Here is an 18,914-nt window from a genome sequence, read left to right as displayed (position 1 = left end):
CGCCGTCCCACTACGCCACGGCACCGTGCTCCAGGCGTCGCAGGTCGTAACAAAAGGTGAACAAGGGCTGATCCTGCCATTCCCCCCACACCGCCGCGCCCGCCACGCAGCAGCGATCGGTGACCGGACCGTTCCGGGCACGGTTGACCGGCTTTCGGCGCCGAACCGGGCCGATCCGGGCCGCCGAGCACCGGTCAGAGACTCTCGCGCTGGTACGTCCGGGTGGCCCAGAGCAGACTCAGGGCGGTCATCACGGCCAGCAGTGCGCCCGCCCCCAGCAGGGCGGGCACCGGCACCTCGCCGCGGAACGCGGCCCGCCCCACGTCGACCAGGTGGGCCAGCGGATTCGCCCGCGAGACGGCCCACAGCCAGGTCGGCGCCAGCGCGGCGGTGATCGGCACCAGGATGCCGGAGAGCAGCCCCAGCGGCAGCAGCACCACGTTGAGCAGCGAGGAGAAGGCCGGTTCGTTGCGCAGTCTCAGGGCCAGGGCGTTGGAGCAGGCCGAGAGGCTGACCGACACGAAGGCCGCGATCAGCAGCACCACGACGGTCCCGAACAGGGGCGCGCGCAGGCCGAAGGCCAGCACCGCGAGCCCGATCAGCACGACCGACTGGGCCAGGGTGAGCCCGACGGTGACCAGGACCCGGCCCAGGATCAGGGCGGCCCGGCTGACCGGGGTGACCTGCAGCCGCTCCAGTACCCCGGCCTTGTCGTCGGCCAGCACCGTGTAGCCGGCGAAGATGCTGTTGAGCAGGGCGAGCTGGACGACCAGCCCGGGGGTGAGCACCTTCCAGGCGCCGCCGGGCGGGAAACCGGGGGTGGACAACGCGATCCGGACCAGCAGGGGCCCGAACAGCAACAGGTACATCACCGGCTGGACCAGGCCCATGAAGAGCCAGGTGCGATTGCGCAGGGCCACGGCCAGTTCGCTGCGGCAGATCACGAGGGTCTCAGTGAGCACCGGGCACCGCCTCCCGCAGGTGGTCCGCCGGGGTCCCCGGTTTCCCGGGTTCTCGCAGGCCGGTGCCGGTCAGGGCGAAGAAGACGTCGTCCAGGCTGGGCCTGCGCACCTGCACCGAGCCGGCCCGGACCCCGGCCGCGTCCAGGGCCCGCAGGAGCTCGGGCACGGCCCGGTCCCCCTCCGGCACCCGGAACCTGACCTCGTGGGTGCGCGGATCCTCCGCCCGGGGCAGCACCTGCAGCCCGGCCGTCCCGGGGTGGCGCTGCACGACCTGGGACGCCGGGCCGGCCTGGTCCCCCGGCACCGTGAGGGTCACCGTGTCACCGGAGACGGTGGTCTTCAGCCGGGCCGGGGTCTCCTCGGCGACGATCCGGCCCTGGTCGATCACGATCACCCGGTCGGCCAGCTGGTCCGCCTCGTCGAGGTAGTGGGTGGTGAGGAAGACGGCCAGGCCGTGGTCGCGGCGCAGGGCGCGGATGTGGTTCCACAGGTTGTTGCGGCTCTGCGGGTCCAGGCCGGAGGTCGGCTCGTCCAGGAACACCAGGCCCGGTGAGTGCACCAGGCCCAGGGCGATGTCGAGCCGGCGGCGCTGGCCCCCCGAGAGGGTCGAGCACAGCCGGTGCTCGAGACCGGTCAGCTCGAACTGCTGCAGGACCGCGGCGGCCCGCTCGGCCGCGGCCCGGCGCGACAGCCCGTACAGACGGCCCTGCAGCAGGATCTCCTCGTTCACCCGGCGGTCGTCGACCGTGCCCCCGCCCTGGGCCACGTATCCGATGTTGCGGCGTACCCCCATCGGATCGCTGGACAGGTCGTGCCCACCCACCACCGCATGACCGCCGGTCGGCTTCAGCAGGGTGGCGAGCATCCGCAGCGTGGTGGTCTTGCCGGCGCCGTTGGGGCCGAGGAACGCGACGATCTCGCCCGCGGCCACGTCCAGGTCGACCCCACGCACCGCCTCGACCGTGCGGCCCCCGGAGTCGAACCGTCGCGCCAGACCTCTGGCGATGATCATCGTCGATGTCCTTTCGCTCAGGCGGCCCGACGGGACCGGTAGAAGTCACGCACGGCGCCGATCACCGCGTCCTGGTCGGCCCGGGTCAGGCCCACGTGGGTGGGCAGGTAGAGCCCGCGCCGTCCGAAGTCCGCGGCCCGCAGGCGTTCCCATCCCTCGTCGTAGTACATCGGCTGACGGCTCATCGGCTGGAAGAACAGGCGGGTCTCGATCCCCTGGGCGGCCAGGTGCTCCCGCAGCTCCTCGCGCTGCTCGGCCAGGACGTCGTACATCCACAGCACGTCCCGCGGCGGCATCAGGGTCAGGCCGGGGACGTCGGCCAGGCCCTCGTCGTAGTAGGCCTCGATCTGCTTGCGGGCGGCCAGGAACTGGTCGGCCTGCTCCAGCTGGGCCAGCGCCACCCCGGCCTGCAGATTGGTCATCCGGAAGTTGTAGGCCAGCTTCTTGTGCACGAAGTCGTGCTCAGGGCTGAACGCCATCCCCCGCAGGTGCGCCATCTGCCAGGCCAGGTGCGGGTCGTCGGTGACGCAGACACCGCCCTCCCCGGCCGTGATGATCTTGTTGGCGAACAGCGAGTAGCAGGCGATGTCCCCGACCGGCGCCACTCCGTGCGCCTCGGCCGAGTCCTCCACCACGCGCAGGTTGTACTCCCGGGCCAGCCGCATCACCGCGTCCATGTCGCAGCGCCGCCCGTACACGTGCACCGGCATGATCACCCGGGTCCGCCCGGTGATCCGCTGCTCCAGCCGGGAGACGTCCAGGTTCAGGTCGTCGCCGCAGTCGACGAACACCGGCCTCGCCCCGGTGTAGGTGACCGCCCAGGCCGAGGCCACCATGGTGAACTCCGGCACGATCACCTCGTCGCCCGGTCCCACCCCCAGGGCCCGCAGCGCCAGGGTCAGCGCCGTGGTCCCCGACGAGCAGGCCACGCCGTGGGAGCGACCGGTCCAGGCCGCGAACCGCTCCTCGAACTCGGCCACGAACGGCCCCTGTGAGGAGACCCAGCCCGAAGTGACCGCCTCCGAGAGAAGTTCCAGCTCCCGCCCGCCGAACTGCGGCCGGGAGACCGGGTATCGATAGCTCATCATGACCTCGCCAGCCGAGTCGGACGGTCGGACGGTTGCCCCGGTCCGACCCTAGGCCGGGCCGGACGGGGGATCCCCTAGTCCCCCCTGGTCCGGATGCGTCAGCTCAGCTCGTTGTCGAGCAGCTCGAACATCTCGTCGTCGCTGACGTCGGCGAGCTCCTCCGCACCGGAGTCGGCCCCCAGCCCCCGGCGTCCGGCCCAGGCGCGGCGCAGCCCTTCCAGCCGCCCGGCGATCCGCTCGTACTGCCCCGGATCCGTCTCGGCGGTGGCGAAGGACTTCTCCAGCGCGTCGATCCCGGCCAGCAGCCGGTCGGTGCCGGACGACTCGTCCAGCTCCGTCCCGGCCAGCACCGCGGCCGCCAGCGCGCGCGGCGTCGGATGGTCGAACACCGAGGTGGCCGGCAGCACCACACCGGTCGCTGCGGCCAGCCGGTCGCGCAGCTCGATCGCGGCCAGCGACTCCATCCCCAGTTCCTGGAAGGCCAGCTCCGGGCCGATCGCCGCAGCACCGGCGAACCCGCAGACGGCTGCCACCTGCTCGCGCACCAAGGTCAGGACCGGCTCGATGCGGCGGGAGGGCGGGACCCGGGTCAACCGGTCGGCGAACTCCTGCGGCGCAGTGCTTTCGGCCGATGCCGAGCGAGTCGGGAGGCCCGGGCGGCGCACCAGATGACCTGCACTTCCGGCTCGCACCGCCTTCAGGTCCAGGTGAGCCGGGACCAGAACGGCCTCGTCCAGGGACGCTGCCGCGTCCATCAGCCGCAGTCCCTCCTCGGCCGAGATCGGAATGCTGCCCAGCCGGCTGAGCCGGGCCAGCTCCCGGGCACCGAGGCCGGCAGCCATTCCGGTGCCCGTCCACGGCCCCCAGGCCAGTGACTGACCCGGCAGGCCGGCCGCCCGACGGCGCCGGGCCAGGGCGTCCAGCACCGCGTTGGCGGCCGCGTAGTTGCCCTGCCCGGGATTACCGAGAACGCCCGCCAGGGAGGAGAAGACCACGAAGTGGCTCAGCTGCGTGGTGGCCGTGAGCTCGTCCAGCAGCAGAGCCGGAGCAACCTTGGCGGCGAACACCGCAGCCACGTCGTCGTCGGTGAGCGAGCCGATCAGCCCGTCCCGCAGAACACCGGCTGCGTGGATCACCGAGCCGGGCCGGTACTGGGCCAGGAGGTCGGCCACCACCGGTCGCTGCGACAGGTCCGCGGCCACGACCTGCACCTGGGCGCCCAGGTCGGTGAGTTCGTCGGCCAGTGTCCGCGCCCCCTCGGCCTGATCCCCGCGCCGCCCGGCCAGGACCAGACTGCGCACCCCGTGCTCGGTGACCAGATGCCGCGCCACCTGCGACCCCAGTCCTCCGGTGCCGCCCGAGACCAGTACCGGCTCGGCCCACGGCCGCGGCGCCCCGTCCGGTGTCCCGGCCGGCACCAGGCGAGGCGCCGTGATCCGGCCGTCGATCGATACTTTCAGCCACGGTTCGTCGTCGACCAGCGAGCGCACGTCGAGGCCGGCCGGATCGTCGGCCTGGACCACCGCGAAACGCTCGCCCTGCTCCTGCCGCGCCGCCTGCACCAGGCCGCACAGGCCGGCCGCGGCCACGTCGTCGGCCGGAACCACGAACACCAGGCGGGCGTCCGAGCGCTCCGACCGCAGCCACCAGCGCATCCAGGCGAGGGCCCGCCCGGTCAGCTCGGCCGGATCGGTACCGGCCGGGACCCGCAGCACCGTTGTGGCGCCCTCCGGTTCGGTCGCGTCCAGATCTGCGTCCCAGTCCACGACGACCGGGGCAGAATGGTTCTCAGCAGCCGGGACCACCACCCAGTCGTAGCGGAAAAGATTTTCACGCGGTACCCGTTCGGGCGAGACCGGCCGGAGCGTGATCGATTCCACCGCCAGAACGGTTCGGCCCTGCGCGTCCCAGGCATGCAGGGCCACCGTGTCCGGCCCCAGGGGTGTTACCCGCAGCCGCATCTCGCGCAGCGGCGAATCGGCCATCCACGCCCCTCTCCAGGCAAAAGGCAACCTGGGGACGATGGGCGCGTCGTTGTCGGCGGCGGCCACTGCGTGCAGGGCTGAGTCGAGAAGAGTGGGTGCGACGGCCTCCCCGGTGCTCTCCACCGCAATGTCGGCGTACACCTCACCGTCCTGCCGCCACGTGTTCCGCAGCCCGCGGAAGGCCGGTCCGTAGTTCAGCCCGGCCGCCTCCAGAAGGTCGTAAACCCGTTCCGCGGGTTCTGCTTCGCACTCGGCCGGAACCGGCATGGGCAGGTCGGGCCGGGCCACGTCGCCCAGTCGGCCATGGGCGTGCTCGGTCCAGGCCGGTTCCTCGTCCGGGCGGGTGTGCACGCTCAGCGGACGGGTTCCGTCCGGACCGGTTTCGCCCACCACGACCTGCAGGTGGGTGTCCTCGGCGGTGACCGTCACCGGCTCGGTGACCAGCAGTTCGCCCAGCTGCGCGAGCCCGAGTTCACGACCGGCCCGCAGCGCCAGGTCGACCAGGACGGCGGCGGGCAGGACCGCCGCGCCACCGACGCGGTGCTCGGCCAGCCACCGCTGACGCGTCGTCGAGATCCGGCCGGAGAGAACCAGCGTCCCCGTGCCGGCCGCCTGTACGCACGACTCGACCAGGCCCTCGGCCGAACGCTCCGGGGCCGCCGGCCAGTAGGTAGTGTGCTGGAACGCGTAGCTGGGCAGGGTGATCGGGGATCCCGGCGGCACCAGCTGGGACCAGTCGACCGCCGACCCGCGGGTGTGCAGCGTGGCGACCGCCTCGATCAGGGCGATGTCCTCGGGCCGGTCACCGCGCAGGGCGGCGACCACCGGCGTCCCCGGGCCCAGCACCGAAGCGGCGTGCACGGCCACGGCCGGGCCGGGGCCCACCTCCAGGACCGCATTCAGCCCGGTGTCCGCCATCGCCGTCATCGCGTCGGCGAAGCGCACGGTCTCGCGGGCCTGCCGCACCCAGTAGGCGGCCGAGCACCCGCCCGCGGCCATCTCCCATCCGTCCAGGGTGGAGACCCAGCTGAGCTGCGGCGGTCGGTGGGTGAGCCCGCTCGCCACCTGCTCGAACTCGGGCAGCATCGGGTCCATCAGGCCGGAGTGGAAGGCGTGCGAGACGTCCAGCCACCGGATGCCCCGGCCGTCCGGCGATCCGAGGTCGGGGAACCGCTCGGTGAGCCGGGCGACGACCTGCTCGACGGCCTGCGTCGGCCCGGAGACGACCGTTGCCGCCGGCCCGTTCACCGCCGCCACCGAGACCCCGGCCACCAGGTGCTCGACCACGTCGGACTCGGGCCGCCGGAGGGAGACCATGGCCCCACCCGCGGGCAGGGCCTGCATCAGATCGGCCCGGGCCCCGACCAGCCGCACGGCGTCCTCCAGCGACAGCACACCGGCCGTCCAGGCCGCCGCGATCTCACCGACCGAGTGCCCGGCCACCACGTCCGGCCGCACTCCCCAGGAAGCCAGCAACTCCACCAGCGAGACCTGGGTCGCGAAGACCACCCGCTGCTGGGTGCCGGTCCGGGTCAGCGCCACCGGGTCGTCCAGAACAGTCCGGTCGACGCCCAGAAGATCAAGGACATGGGCGAACCGCTCGGCGAAGAAGGGGAATCGCTCAGCCAGGCCGGCACCGGCTCCGGGACGCTGGCTCCCCTGCCCTGAGAAGATCATGGCCAGGCCACCGGAAGCGGCCCGTCCCCGGACGATTCCCGGCGCTCCCTCGGCGACGGCCGCCAGACCCTGCTTCAGCTCCTGCGGATCCGCGGCCATCACGACGGCCCGGTGCTCGAACGACGTGCGACTGCGCACCAGGGCCGAGGCAACGTCGTCGACGGCCGGCGGCGGGTTCGTCGCCATGGCCTCGAGCAACCGGCGGGCCTGCCCACGCAGGGCGGTCTCGTCACGGGCCGAAAGAACGAAGGGCAAGGTACGGACGTCGGTGCTCGCCTTCCCGGCGACCGCGGGTGCGGGTGCCTCCTCCAGGATCAGATGCGCGTTGGTACCGCTGATCCCGAACGAGGAAACCCCGGCCCGGCGCGGGCCGTCGTCCTTCTCCCACGGCACTGCCTCGCTCAGCGGAGTCACCTTGCCCGCGCTCCAGTTCACCTGGGACGAGGGCGCATCCAGGTGCAGGGTGCGGGGCAGAACCCGGTGCCGCATCGCCTGGACCATCTTGATCACCCCGGCGACCCCGGCCGCGGCCTGGGTGTGGCCGAGGTTGGACTTGACCGACCCCAGGTGCAGCGGCCGCTCCCGCTCCCGGCCGAACACCGAGATGAGCGCCTCCGCCTCGATCGGGTCGCCCAGGCGGGTGCCGGTGCCGTGCCCCTCTACCGCGTCCACCTCGTCGGGCCTGAGCCCGGCCGAGGCGAGCGCCTGGCGGATCACCCGTTGCTGGGACGGACCGTTGGGAGCGGTGAGGCCGCTCGATGCGCCGTCCTGGTTCACTGCCGACCCGCGCACCAGGGCCAGTACCGGACGCCCGTTGCGGCGGGCGTCCGAAAGCCTCTCCAGGACGACCACACCCACCCCCTCGGACCAGCCCACCCCGGCGGCCTGGTCGGAGAAGGCCCGGCAGCGGCCGTCCGGAGCCAGGCCGCGCTGGCGGGAGAACTCCACGAACGCCTCGGGCGTGGCCATCACGGTGGCCCCGCCCGCCAGGGCCAAGGAGCACTCCCCCGAGCGCAGCGCCTGGGCGGCCAGGTGCATGGCAACCAGCGAGGAGGAACAGGCCGTGTCCACGGTGATCGCCGGGCCCTCCAGCCCGAGCGTGTACGAGATACGTCCAGAGGCAATGCTTCCCGCACTGCCGTTGCCCCGCAGGCCTTCGAACTCCTCTCCCGGCAGCAGCCGGTCGTAGTCGTGGTACATCACGCCGGCGAAGACTCCGGTCCGGCTCCCGCGTAGCTCGGCCGGATCGATTCCGGCGTGCTCGAGCGCTTCCCAGCTGGTCTCCAGCAGAAGCCGTTGCTGGGGGTCGATCGTCAGGGCGTCACGGGGCGGGATGCCGAAGAAACCGGCGTCGAAGTCGCCCGGCGAGGCCAGGAATCCACCTTCCCGGACGTAGCTGGTGCCGGCGCGGCGGGGGTCCGGGTCGTAGAGCGCGGCCAGGTCCCAGCCGCGGTTGTCGGGGAAGGCGGAGACGGCGTCGGTCTCGTCGGCCAAGAGCCGCCAGAGGTCGTCCGCCGACGTCACGCCGCCCGGGTAGCGGCAGCCCAGGCCTACGATCGCGATCGGGTCGTCGACCTCGGCCGTCTCTGCGGGGATCTCCGGCTCGTCGGTGGTCCCGGCCAGCCGGCCGGCCACGAAGGTCGCCAGCCGCTGTGGGGTGGGCTGGTCGAACACGACGGTGGCGGGCAGTTCCAGACCGGTGACCGAGGCCAGGCGGTTGCGTAGTTCCACCGACATCAGTGAGTCGAACCCGAGGTCGAGGAACCCGGTGTCCGGGTCCACCGCGGCGGGATCGGGATGACGCAGGATGCGCGCACTCTCGGTCCGTACCAGGTTGAGGACGTGCACCCGATCCCAGTCGCACTCCTTTTCCCGCGGCTGCTTGTCTGCGGGTCGGTTCTTGGACGGCGCGATTCGGTGGAGTACAGCTGGGATGCGGGGGCGGCGCCGGAGTGCACTGGGACTCAGGTAGGCCGGGACGACGGTGGCCGAGTCGATCGTGAGAGCGTCGTCCAGCAGGGCGACCCCCTGCTCGGCCGGAATGGGCAGAATGCCCTGTCCGGCAAGGTGTTCCAGTTCTGCTTCGGTCAGCCCGGCGGCCAGGCCGGTGTCCTTCCACGGCCCCCAGGCCAGCGACTGACCAGGCAGGCCGTCCGCCCGGCGGCGGGCCATGAGGGCGTCCAGCGCGGCATTGGCGGCCGCGTAGTTGCCCTGGCCCAGGTTGCCCAGGACTCCGGCCATCGAGGAGAAGACCAGGAACTGCGTGATCGGAAGGTCTCGGGTCAGCTCGTCCAGCAGCAGGGCCGGGACGACCTTGGCCCGGTAAACCGTCTCCAGATCGGCGGTCTCCATCCGGCTCAGCAGAGTGTCCTGCACGACCCCGGCCGTGTGAATGACTGCTCCGGGGCGGTACGTGTTAAGCAGACCGCTGACCGCCTCGCGGTCGGACAGGTCGACGGCCACCAGTTCGGCCTCGGCCCCCATCGCTCGCAGATCCAGTGCAAGCTTGGCTGCTTCGCGGGCCTCTGGGCCGCGCCGGCTGGCCAGGATCAGACGCCGCACACCGTATCGATCAGCCAGATGACGGGCGGTCAGGCTGCCCAGTGCGCCGGTCCCCCCGGTGATCAGAACGGTTTCCGGCCACTCGACCCCGGTGGAGCGTTCAGGTGCGACGCGGGTGAGCCGGGGCGCTTCGAAGCGCTTGCCATTCCACCGAAGCTGCGGCTCCGGCAGGGGCAGCGCCCGGGCGACGAGGTTCTGCACGTCGGCGGGCGGCTCGTCGGTCTCCAGGATCACGAAGCGATCGGGATGCTCGGTCTGCGCGGAGCGCAGCAGTCCCCGCACTCCGGCGGCTGCGACGCCCCGGGATTCGGTGACGACCACCAGCCGTCCTTCGGACTGCGGTGCCCCCAGCCACCACTGCACCCAACGCCGGGCCCGGTCGGCCTCGGCAAGACACTGGGCCGCGAGGTCTTGGCCGCGCAGTCGGGCCACGCTGCTTTCGGGAGCTGCCTCCCGCTCACTTTCGGTAGGCATGACCAGGCAGCAGTCGGCAGCGCTCGGGTACGCCACTTCGGCTGGGTCGCTGAGCCAGTCGAGCAGCTCCAGCGATGCTGCGACTGCCGGTCCGGCAGGCACCGCTTCCCACTGGGTGCGGAACAATCGTCCTTGAGTAGTGGCTTTTCCGCTGGGCAGCTCGCGGAGGGTGACGGCATCGGCGGTCAGCACCGGCGCGCCGTGCGGGTCGGTCGCGACCAGGGTGACGGTGTCGCTGCCGTTCGGGCTCAGGCGTACCCGGAGGCGGGTGGCCCCGCTCGCGTGCAGGCGCACGCCCGACCAGGCGAAGGGCAGACGGGTGCGGCCGGGACCCGCTGCGTCTCTAAGGGGTTGGCCGATCAGGTCGGCAGCATGCAGAGCCGCGTCCAGCAGAGCCGGGTGGATGTCGACGCCAGGGTCGGAGGCTTCCTCGGGCCCGGCGACCTCGGCGTACACATCCGTACCGTGCTGCCAGGCCCCCAGCAGGCCCTGGAAGATCTCCCCGTGCTCCAGTCCACCCGACTCGAACCCCTGGTAGACCTCACCGACGTCCATTGCCAATGCCTCGTCCGGGGGCGTCGTGGTGGCGTCGTGGGTGGCTTTGTGAGCGCTGGCCTCGGCCGTGCCGACTCGTCCGCCGGCGTGTTCGACCCACGACAGATCGCGGTCGGCCCGCACGTGCACCCGCAGAGTGCGCTCGCCGGCGCTCTCCGCGGAGACGGTGATCTGGAGCTCCTGCTCCTGATCGGTGACCACGACCGGCGCCGTGACCACGAATTCCTTCAGCATCGTGCATCCGACCTCCTGCCCGGCCCGCAGAGCGAGAGCGACCAGTGCCGCCGCGGGCAGGACAGCTTCCCCGCCGACCTGATGCTGCCCCAGCCAAGGCTGTCGGCTCAGGGAGAGACGGCTGGTCAGCACCGCCCCGGAGCCGGCCAGGGCGAGAACAGACTCGACCAGCGAGACCGCCGCCGGCTCAGACGAGGGCCAGTACCGCTGGCGCTGGAAGGCGTACGTCGGTAGGGCGATCGGCTGGGCGAGCGGCACTATGGCGGACCAGTCGACCGCAACCCCTCGGACGAACAGCTTGCCCGCCGCTTCAAGCACGGCCACGTCCTCGGCCAGATCCCTACGCAGGGTCGGTAACGCGCTTACCTCGTCTCCCAGCGTGGCGTTGACCAGAGGGGTGAGGACGGCAGCCGGTCCTACCTCCAGAACGTTGGTGATCCCGAGGCTGGGCAGTTGGCTCACTGCCTCGGCGAAGCGCACCGTTGCTCGCACCTGGCTCGCCCAATAGTCGGGGGCGCACAGCTCCTCCCCCATCGGCTCGCCGGTGACGGTGGACACGAACGGAATGCGGGGAGGGTGGAAGCTCAGGGTCGCGGCCACCTGCTTCAGTGGTTCCACCACCGGATCCATCAGCTGGGAATGGAAGGCGTGCGAGACGGTCAGCCGTTTGCCCCCTCCCAGTCTTTCGGCCACCTGGAGCACGGCCTGCTCATGCCCGGAAAGAACCACTGCTTCGGGCCCGTTGACCGCCGCAACCGATACCTGCTGCTCCCAGCCCGTCAGCGTCTGGCGCACCTCTTCCTCGGTGGCCCGCACCGACACCATCGCTCCCTCTCGCGGCAGCGTCTGCATGAGGTCGGCGCGGGCGATCACCAGGCGGGCCGCGTCGTCCAGCGACAGCACCCCGGCCGTCCAAGCGGCCGCCAGTTCCCCCACCGAATGCCCGATCACCACGTCGGGGTGGATTCCCCATGAGCGCAGCAGCTCGACCAAGGCCACCTGCACCGCGAAGACCACCCGCTGCTGGGTTCCGGTCTCGGCGAGCAGGTCGGTGTTCTCCAGCACCCCCGGCTCGGTGCCCACTTGGGCGAGGACCTGGTCGAAGTGTTCGGCGAAGAGGGGGAAGCGCTGGGCCAGCGTCCGGCTCATCTCCCGATGCAGGCTCCCCTGGCCGGTGAACACCAGGGCCAGGCCGCCTTCGCGCGCTCGGCCCTGCACCGGCGCCGCGCCGGCCGTCACCGCGGCCAGACCGAGCAGCAGTTCTTCCTGGCCGCCGGCCATGACCACGGCCCGGTGCCGCAGCACCGAACGGGTCCGGGCCAGGGCTGAGGCCAGCTCGGGCAGCCGGTTCTGAACGTGGGGAAGGCGGACGTGGGCAGCCAGCCGCTCCGCCTGGGCCCGGAGCGCCTGCTCGGAGTGGCCAGTGATCACCAGCGGCACCGCCGGCCGGGCGTCCGCCGACGCAGCGTCAACCTTGGCCGCTCGTCCAGGAGGGGCCGAACGCCCCACCGTCGCCGCGTCACCCTGCGCCGCATCGACCGGGGAGCTTGGGGCCTCTTCCAGCACCAGATGCGCGTTCGTCCCACTGATCCCGAACGACGAGACCGCAGCCCGCCGGACCCCGTCCTCGGCGCTGGGCCAGGGCACCGGCTCGGTCAGAAGGCGCACCGCACCGGACGCCCAGTCCACGTGGCTCGACGGCTCGTCCGCGTACAGAGTGCGCGGAATCGTCCCGTGGCGCAGGGCCAGCACCATCTTCAGCACGCCCGCCACCCCGGCCGCGGCCTGGGTGTGACCGAAGTTCGACTTGACCGAGCCCAGCCAGACCGGGCGCTCCCGGTCCTGCCCGTAGGTGGCCAGAAGCGCCTGAGCCTCGACCGGATCGCCCAACGGGGTGCCGGTTCCGTGTCCCTCCACCACGTCGATCTGGGAGGCCCTCAGCCCAGCCGATTCCAGCGCCGCCCGGATGACCCGCTGCTGGGACGGCCCGTTGGGTGCGGTGAGGCCGTTGGAGGCGCCGTCCTGGTTCACCGCCGATCCCCGCACCAAGGCGAGCACTTGATGATTGTTGCGCCGAGCGTCCGAAAGCTTTTCCAGCACCACCACACCCACGCCCTCGGACCAACCGACGCCGGCGGCCGCGTCACTGAACGAACGGCACCGCCCGTCGGGCGAAAGCCCGTTCTGCGCGCTGAAGTCGATGAAGGCGGTGGGCGTGGACATCACCGTGGCCCCGCCGGCCAGGGCGAGGTCGCACTCCCCGCTCGCCAGAGCGCGCGCCGCCCAGTGCAGGGCCACCAGGGAGGACGAACAGGCCGTGTCCACCGTGACGGCCGGCCCTTCCAGCCCGAGGGTGTAGGCGATGCGGCCGGACGCCACGCTTCCGGCCGTGCCCACGCTGGCCAGGTCGGCCACGTCGTCGGGAAGGCGGCCGGCATTGACGTAGTCGTGGTACATCACTCCGGCGTAGACACCGGTGCGGCTGCCGCGCAACGACTGTGGGGCGATTCCGGCGTTCTCCAACGCCTCCCAGGAGGTTTCCAGCAACAGACGGTGCTGGGGGTCGGTGGCCAGCGCCTCACGGGGGGACAGACCGAAGAAGGCGGCGTCGAAGTCGGCGGCATCATGCAGGAATCCGCCCTCACGCACGGAACTCGTGCGGGGACGGGTGCGGTCCGGATCGTAGAGGGTGTCCAGGTCCCAGCCTCGGTCGGTGGGGAAGCCGGAGACTGCGTCGCCGTCTTCGGTGAGCAGGTTCCACAGCTGCTCGGGTGAAGTCACGCCACCCGGGAATCGGCAGCCCAGGCCGACAATGGCGATCGGGTCGTCGCTGAGACCGGGCTGATCGGCCGGGGCGGGCGGCTCGCCGGGATCAGTGGGACCGCCGGCCGGATCGGCGAGGTGGTCGACCAGGTCAGCCGCGGTGGGGTGATCGAAGACGAGGGTGGCGGGCAACGGACGACCGACGGCCTCGGCGAGCCGGTCACGGAAGGCGACGGCGATGAGCGAGTCGAAACCCAGGGCCAGGAAAGTGCGGTCGCTCTCGACCTCGGAAGGGGGGCACTCCAGGGCCTCTGCGGTGAGGGTGCGCACCAGAGCGGACAGTTCGGCCCGGGTCACAGTCGCGGCCGCCGGCCCGGGTCCGGGATCCGCAGCCACCTTCGGCGACGGGCTCGCGGCCGGTCGCGCGGGCTCGGCAGCACCTTCATCAGCTCCACCGGGCTCGGTCTGCACCAGATCCCGGACGGCGTTCTTGTCGAACTTGCCGGCCGCATTGCGCGGGATGCTCTCGACCACCACCATCCGCACCGGAAGCTTGTATGCGGCAAGCTTTTCCGCGCCGTGATCGCGCAGTTCCCCGAGCGTCAGCGAAGCACCTGGCTCCAGGGTGAGCACCGCAACCGCAGCCTCACCCCAGGCCTCGTGGGGCGCGCCCACCACGGCCACGTCGGCCACCTCGGGGCAGGTGGTCAGGGCCGCCTCCACCTCGGCCGGGTAGACGTTCTCACCGCCGACGATCAGCATGTCCTTGAGCCGGTCGACGATGAACAGGCAGCCGTCCTCGTCCAGGTGCCCGATGTCTCCGCTGAGGAACCAGCCCTCGGCGTCGAAGGCCGCCGCGTCGGCGTCCGGGTTGTTCCAGTAGCCGGGCGTGACGTTGGCCCCGCGCACGCAGACCTGGCCGCGCGCGCCGGGTTCGGTGACCCTGGCGCCGGTGGCCGGGTCGGTCACCCGGATCTCGGTGAACGGCATGGCGAAGCCCGCCGAGCCGATCTTCTCCAGGGTCAGGGCGGCCGGCAGGTAGGTGGCGAAGGGCGCGGTCTCGGTCAGTCCCCAGGCCTGTTGCAGAAGGGTGCCGCGCGCCGCCCAGTCGGCGATCACTTTCGGCGGCACCGGGGCGCCGGCCACGATCGGGGTGCGCAGGGCCGACAGGTCAGCGTCGGCGAAGCCGGGCACCCGGGCGATCGCGGCGAACATGGCCGGCACCGCGAACAGGGCGTTGACCCGGTGGTGGACCAGGTCCTGGAGGGTGCGGGCGGGATCGAAGACCCGGCGGATCACCGTGGTGCCACCGCGGTTCAGACTGCGCAACGTGAAGGAGTTGAGGGCGCCGATGTGGAAGAGCGGGGCCACGGCCAGGTTCACGTCGTCACGACGGCAGTCGGTGACCGAGTCGACGTTCACCCCGTTCCACCAGATGTTGCCCTGAGTCAGCTGCACACCCTTCGGGCGGCCGGTGGTACCGGAGGTGAACATCAGCACGGCAAGGTCGTTCTCGCGTCGTGCGACCGGTGGGCCCGGATCGAGGTCGGCACGCTCGGAGACAGCCTGCCAGCCGTCCGGCAGCGACGTCTGCAGAGGAACGGCCGGGTCGTCGTCCACCACCAGGACCGCGCCCAGCCGAACGCCGGTCTCGGCCAGGACGGTCGCGTGCCCGGGCTCGAGAACGGCCGCGACTGCGCCGGAGTCCCGTAGCACCCGCTCGACCTCACCTGCGGCCAGGCGGAAGTTGACGGGTACGAAGGCCGCCCCCAGCCAGGCCGCCGCCAGGTAGGTCTGCACGAAGGCCAGGCTGTTCAGTCCCAGGTAGGCCACCCGGTCCCCACGGCCCACCCCGCCGTCGGCCAGGGCACCGGCCAGTCGGCGCACCGAGCGGGCGAGTTCGGCGTAGCCGACCGGGCGGTCCTCGTAGACCACGGCGATCCGCCCCGGCTCCTGGCCGGCGATCTTGACTACTGCTGCAGCGGGACTGAGGTCGACCGACGTACCCGACATGCTGTGCTCCTCCACCCGGAGGGGCAGCGAACCCGCACCGGTGCGACGTCCGAAATCGATGGGGGTTGAGGAAAGGGGTCAGCTGCCGGTGACCGCGGCCCGTAGGGCACCGGTCCGCAGCATCTCGGCGACCGCCTGGATCTCCAGGTCCATCGGCCGGTCCTGCTCGACCGTCGGGATGCCGGCGCGCACGGCGGCGTGGGCGCGGGCGGTGTGCCGGCCCAGCCGCTCGGGCCCGACGATGTCGGCGGCCTGGCACAGCGCCAGCAGGTGGATGGCGGTGACCTCGGTGACCAGCTGCCCGACGGTGCGGGCGTGCCGGGCGGCGATCGTGCCCATGCTGACCTTGTCCTGGTTGTGCGCCTCGGTGGAGCGGGAGAACGAACCCGCCGGGGTGGCCAGGTGCAGGGCCTCGGCGGTGAGGGCGGAGGCGGCGATCTGGGCGCCCTTGAAACCGTGGTGCACGCCGGCGGCCGGGTGGTCGGGGGCCACCCGGGCGATCAGGTTGGGGGTCAGGTCGCGGTTGAACTTCTCGTCCACCAGCAGAGCCAGCTGGCGGTCGAGCAGGTCGGCGACGCTGGCGGTGGCGGTGCTCAGCGCCTGCGCGGCGTGGGCCACGTGGCCGCCGTAGAAGTTGCCGCTGTTGTGCACCCGGCCGGCCTCGGCGTCGAACAGCGGATTGTCGTTGGAGGAGTTGATCTCCCGTTCCATCCACTGCTCGACCCAGCCCATGGTGTCGCGCAGCACCCCGATCACGTGCGGGGCGCAGCGGATCGAGTACGGTTCCTGGATGCGCTGTTCCAGCTCCAGGTAGGTCTGGTCGCCGCTCAGCCCGGCGGCCATCAGGTCGTCGTCGCCGACTGCCAGGGCCGAGCCCTCCAGCAGGTCGGAGATCCCGACCGCGCTGGTGATCTGCCCCGGGTGCGGCTTGTGCAGGTGGGGGAAGGCGCTGAACTGGTCGCGGCTGCCGCCCCGGACCTCGGTGGCGAAGGCGGTGCACAGCTCCGCGGCCCAGGCGATCTCGGTGGCCTCGGTCAGCGCCAGGGTGGCGAAGGCGGCCATGAACGAGGTGCCGTTGACCAGCGCCAGGCCCTCCTTGGCCTGCAGTTCCAGCGACTGCAGCCCGTTCGCCCGCAGCGCCTCGGCGGCCGTGGTGGTGAAGTCGTTCCAGCGCACCTGCCCCTCGCCGGTCAGGGCCGCGGCCAGGTAGCTGAGCGGTGCCAGGTCGCCGCTGGCGCCGACCGATCCGCGCTCGGGGATCTGCGGCAGGACGTCGTGCTCGAGCAGGTCCAGGATCAGCCGCACCAGTTCCTCGCGGATCGCCGAGTTGCCGCGGGCGGCGCAGTTGGCCCGGATCAGCATGGTCGCCCGGATCACCTCCGGCGCCGCCACCGGACCCACCCCGACCCGCAGGAATCGCAGCAGGTTGCGCTGCAGTTCGGCGGTCTTGGCGGCACCCACCTGACGGCCGCTGCTGTCGCCGAAGCCGGTGGTCACTCCGTAGATCGGGATCCCGGAGTCGATCATCTGCTCCTTCACCCGCACCGACGCCTTCATCCGCACCGCGGCGTCACTGCTGAGCGCCAGCCCGAACGTGCCCGGCCGGGACGCGACCCGGGCCACGTCGGCCGGGCTGAGGGTGTAGCCGTCGAGCACGATCCGCTCGGCGACGGCGTCGGCCGGGGCCGTCGCGTCGATCTGCAGGGTCGAGGTTTCGGGTGCGTCCATGGCCTGATCTCCTCACGTCCGCCGGTGCCGTCCACTGGCACTCCCCCACTATCCGTGGGCAGCGCCTGTGTACTTCCCTAGTCCTCAGCCGGTCACGGTGGCGACCAGCAGCGCGTAGCCGACCTCGTCGGTTTCGCACATCAGCCCGATGAAATCGACCACGGCGGACTGGTTCCCGGGATCGGTGAGATCCAGTTCGCCGGTGGCCGGCAGCGAGGCCGCCTCACCGGCCGCGACCGCGGCCAGGAACCGTTCGCGCACGGCCCCGAACGTCCGGGGCAGCACCTCCGAGCTGATGTCGCGCCGCTCGGCCAACTGCAGCCCGGCCGCCTCGAAGAGCCCGGGATACGCCTCGAACGAGCACGGCGGCGTCATCATCCACATCGGCGCCAGAAGGTCGAGCACCGGCGGTCCACCGGCCGGTGCAGGCGCCCGCCGGTAGACGTCCGTGGCCACGACGGTGCCGCCGGGGCGCACCACCCGGGCCAGTTCGCGCAGCACGGTGGGCCGGTCCATGTGGTGGATGGACTCAAGGGCGTAGGCCGCGTCGAACGTGTTGTCCTCGAACGGCATGTCCATAGCGTCGGCCACCCGGAACTGCAGCCGGTCGCCCAGGCCCGCGCATCCCGCTCGCACGGTGGCGGTCTCGGCCTGGCGGGCGCTGACCGTGATGCCCAGGACCGAGGCGTCGCCGGAGCCCCCGATCCGCACCGCGGGAACCCCGGTACCGCAGCCCACATCGAGCAGGCGCGCCCCGGGCGGGATCGCCAGCCGGTTGTGCACCAGGTCGGTCAGCTGGTCCGAGGCCTCCTCCAGGGTGGCCGGGTCGGCGTCGTCGTGCCAGTAGCCGAAGTGCAGGATCTCCAGGCCGAGCCGGTCGTAGACGGACTCGATCTCGCCCGGGTCCAGGCGCTCCTGACCGGCCGTGGTCGCACTCTCGGGCATCGCTGGTCCCCTCGTCACAGTCTCGGAACATTCTCGGAACTCATTGCCCGGCGCCGGGGACGGCCGCCGTCAGCAGCAGGTAGCCCACCTCTCGGGTGCCGGTCATGTGCCGGGCGAAGTCCAGCACCGCCCGCTGGTTGGCCTCCACGGTCAGGTCCAGCCGCCCGGCGCTGGGGATCGAGGCCGCCTGACCGCTGTCCAGGGCGTGCTGGATCTGCCCGAGCACCTCGGTGAAGCTGCGCCGGATCACCTGGGCGGTCACGTCGTTCAGCTCCAGCAGCTCCAGGCCGGCCTGTTCCAGCAGCCCCGGGTACTCGTCCAGGGTGATCGGCGGGCTCATCCGCCACATCGGGACCAGCGCGTCCATCACCGGTGGCCCCTGGGGCGGGGCGGGAGCCCGGCGGAAGAGGTCGGTCAGCACGATCCGGCCGCCGGGGCGGACCACCCGGGCCATCTCGCGCAGGGCGGCGAGCCGGTCCATGTGCTGCACCGACTCCAGCGCGAAGGCGTGGTCGAACGAGTCCGCCGGGAAGGGCAGCGCGGTCGCATCGGCCCGCTGGAACCGCAGACGCCCGGCCAGCCCGGCTTTCTCGGCCCGGCGGGAGGCCCGGCCGATCTGCTCCTCGCTCACGGTGATCCCGGTCAGCCGCGCCCCGGTGGTCTCGCCCACCCTTAGTGCCGGTGTCCCGTTGCCGCAGCCGACGTCCAGCACCGACGACCCGTCGGCCGGCCGGAGCCGCTGCAGGACCAGCTCGGTGAGCCGGGCCGAGGCCTCGGTGAACGAGCTGGGGTCCGACTCGTCGTCCCAGTAGCCGAAATGGAGGACGTCGTGCTCGAGTTCGTCGTACAGCTCACCGACCTCTTCGGTCCGGTCGGGTACGGCGGGCGGGGCCTGGGCGGTTTCCTGGATCATGGA

The 18,914-nt window shown here is 71.9% G+C and carries 7 protein-coding genes; all 7 read right to left on the bottom strand.

Annotation, left to right across the window (positions count from 1 at the left end):
- Positions 1 to 194 precede the first annotated feature (194 nt).
- The 7 genes from LWF15_RS11870 to LWF15_RS11840 all read right to left on the bottom strand — a co-directional run bounded on the left by LWF15_RS11870 (position 195) and on the right by LWF15_RS11840 (position 18,911).
- Positions 195 to 962 carry an ABC transporter permease gene (locus LWF15_RS11870; RefSeq protein WP_232810508.1) on the bottom strand — a complete coding sequence of 256 codons (768 nt, stop codon included), beginning with the start codon at positions 960 to 962 and terminating at the stop codon, positions 195 to 197.
- Positions 952 to 1,974: an ATP-binding cassette domain-containing protein gene (locus LWF15_RS11865; protein WP_232810507.1), complete on the bottom strand. Its 1,023-nt coding sequence runs from the start codon at positions 1,972 to 1,974 to the stop codon at positions 952 to 954. Before LWF15_RS11865 ends, LWF15_RS11870 begins: the two co-directional genes overlap by 11 nt.
- Before the next feature lie 17 nt (positions 1,975 to 1,991).
- Complete coding sequence (locus LWF15_RS11860; RefSeq protein ID WP_232810506.1) at positions 1,992 to 3,059, bottom strand: DegT/DnrJ/EryC1/StrS family aminotransferase; 1,068 nt, start codon at positions 3,057 to 3,059, stop codon at positions 1,992 to 1,994.
- 101 nt (positions 3,060 to 3,160) lie between these two features.
- Positions 3,161 to 15,325: a type I polyketide synthase gene (locus LWF15_RS11855; RefSeq protein ID WP_232810505.1), complete on the bottom strand. Its 12,165-nt coding sequence runs from the start codon at positions 15,323 to 15,325 to the stop codon at positions 3,161 to 3,163.
- A 78-nt stretch (positions 15,326 to 15,403) separates the two neighbouring features.
- A complete protein-coding gene (locus tag LWF15_RS11850) occupies positions 15,404 to 17,053 on the bottom strand; it encodes an HAL/PAL/TAL family ammonia-lyase (RefSeq protein WP_232810504.1) in 1,650 nt (549 codons plus the stop codon).
- Positions 17,054 to 17,137: 84 nt separating this feature from the next.
- Positions 17,138 to 17,998, bottom strand: a complete 861-nt coding sequence (locus LWF15_RS11845; RefSeq protein ID WP_232810503.1) for an SAM-dependent methyltransferase — start codon at positions 17,996 to 17,998, stop codon at positions 17,138 to 17,140.
- Between the two features lie 40 nt (positions 17,999 to 18,038).
- The gene (locus LWF15_RS11840; protein ID WP_232810502.1) at positions 18,039 to 18,911 is read right to left on the bottom strand and encodes an SAM-dependent methyltransferase; all 873 of its coding nucleotides are present in this window, start codon (positions 18,909 to 18,911) and stop codon (positions 18,039 to 18,041) included.
- Between the last annotated feature and the right edge of the window lie 3 nt (positions 18,912 to 18,914).

This window comes from Kineosporia rhizophila (assembly GCF_021277265.1).
GTDB lineage: Bacteria > Actinomycetota > Actinomycetes > Actinomycetales > Kineosporiaceae > Kineosporia > Kineosporia rhizophila.
This window is presented reverse-complemented; position numbering and strand designations above follow the sequence as displayed.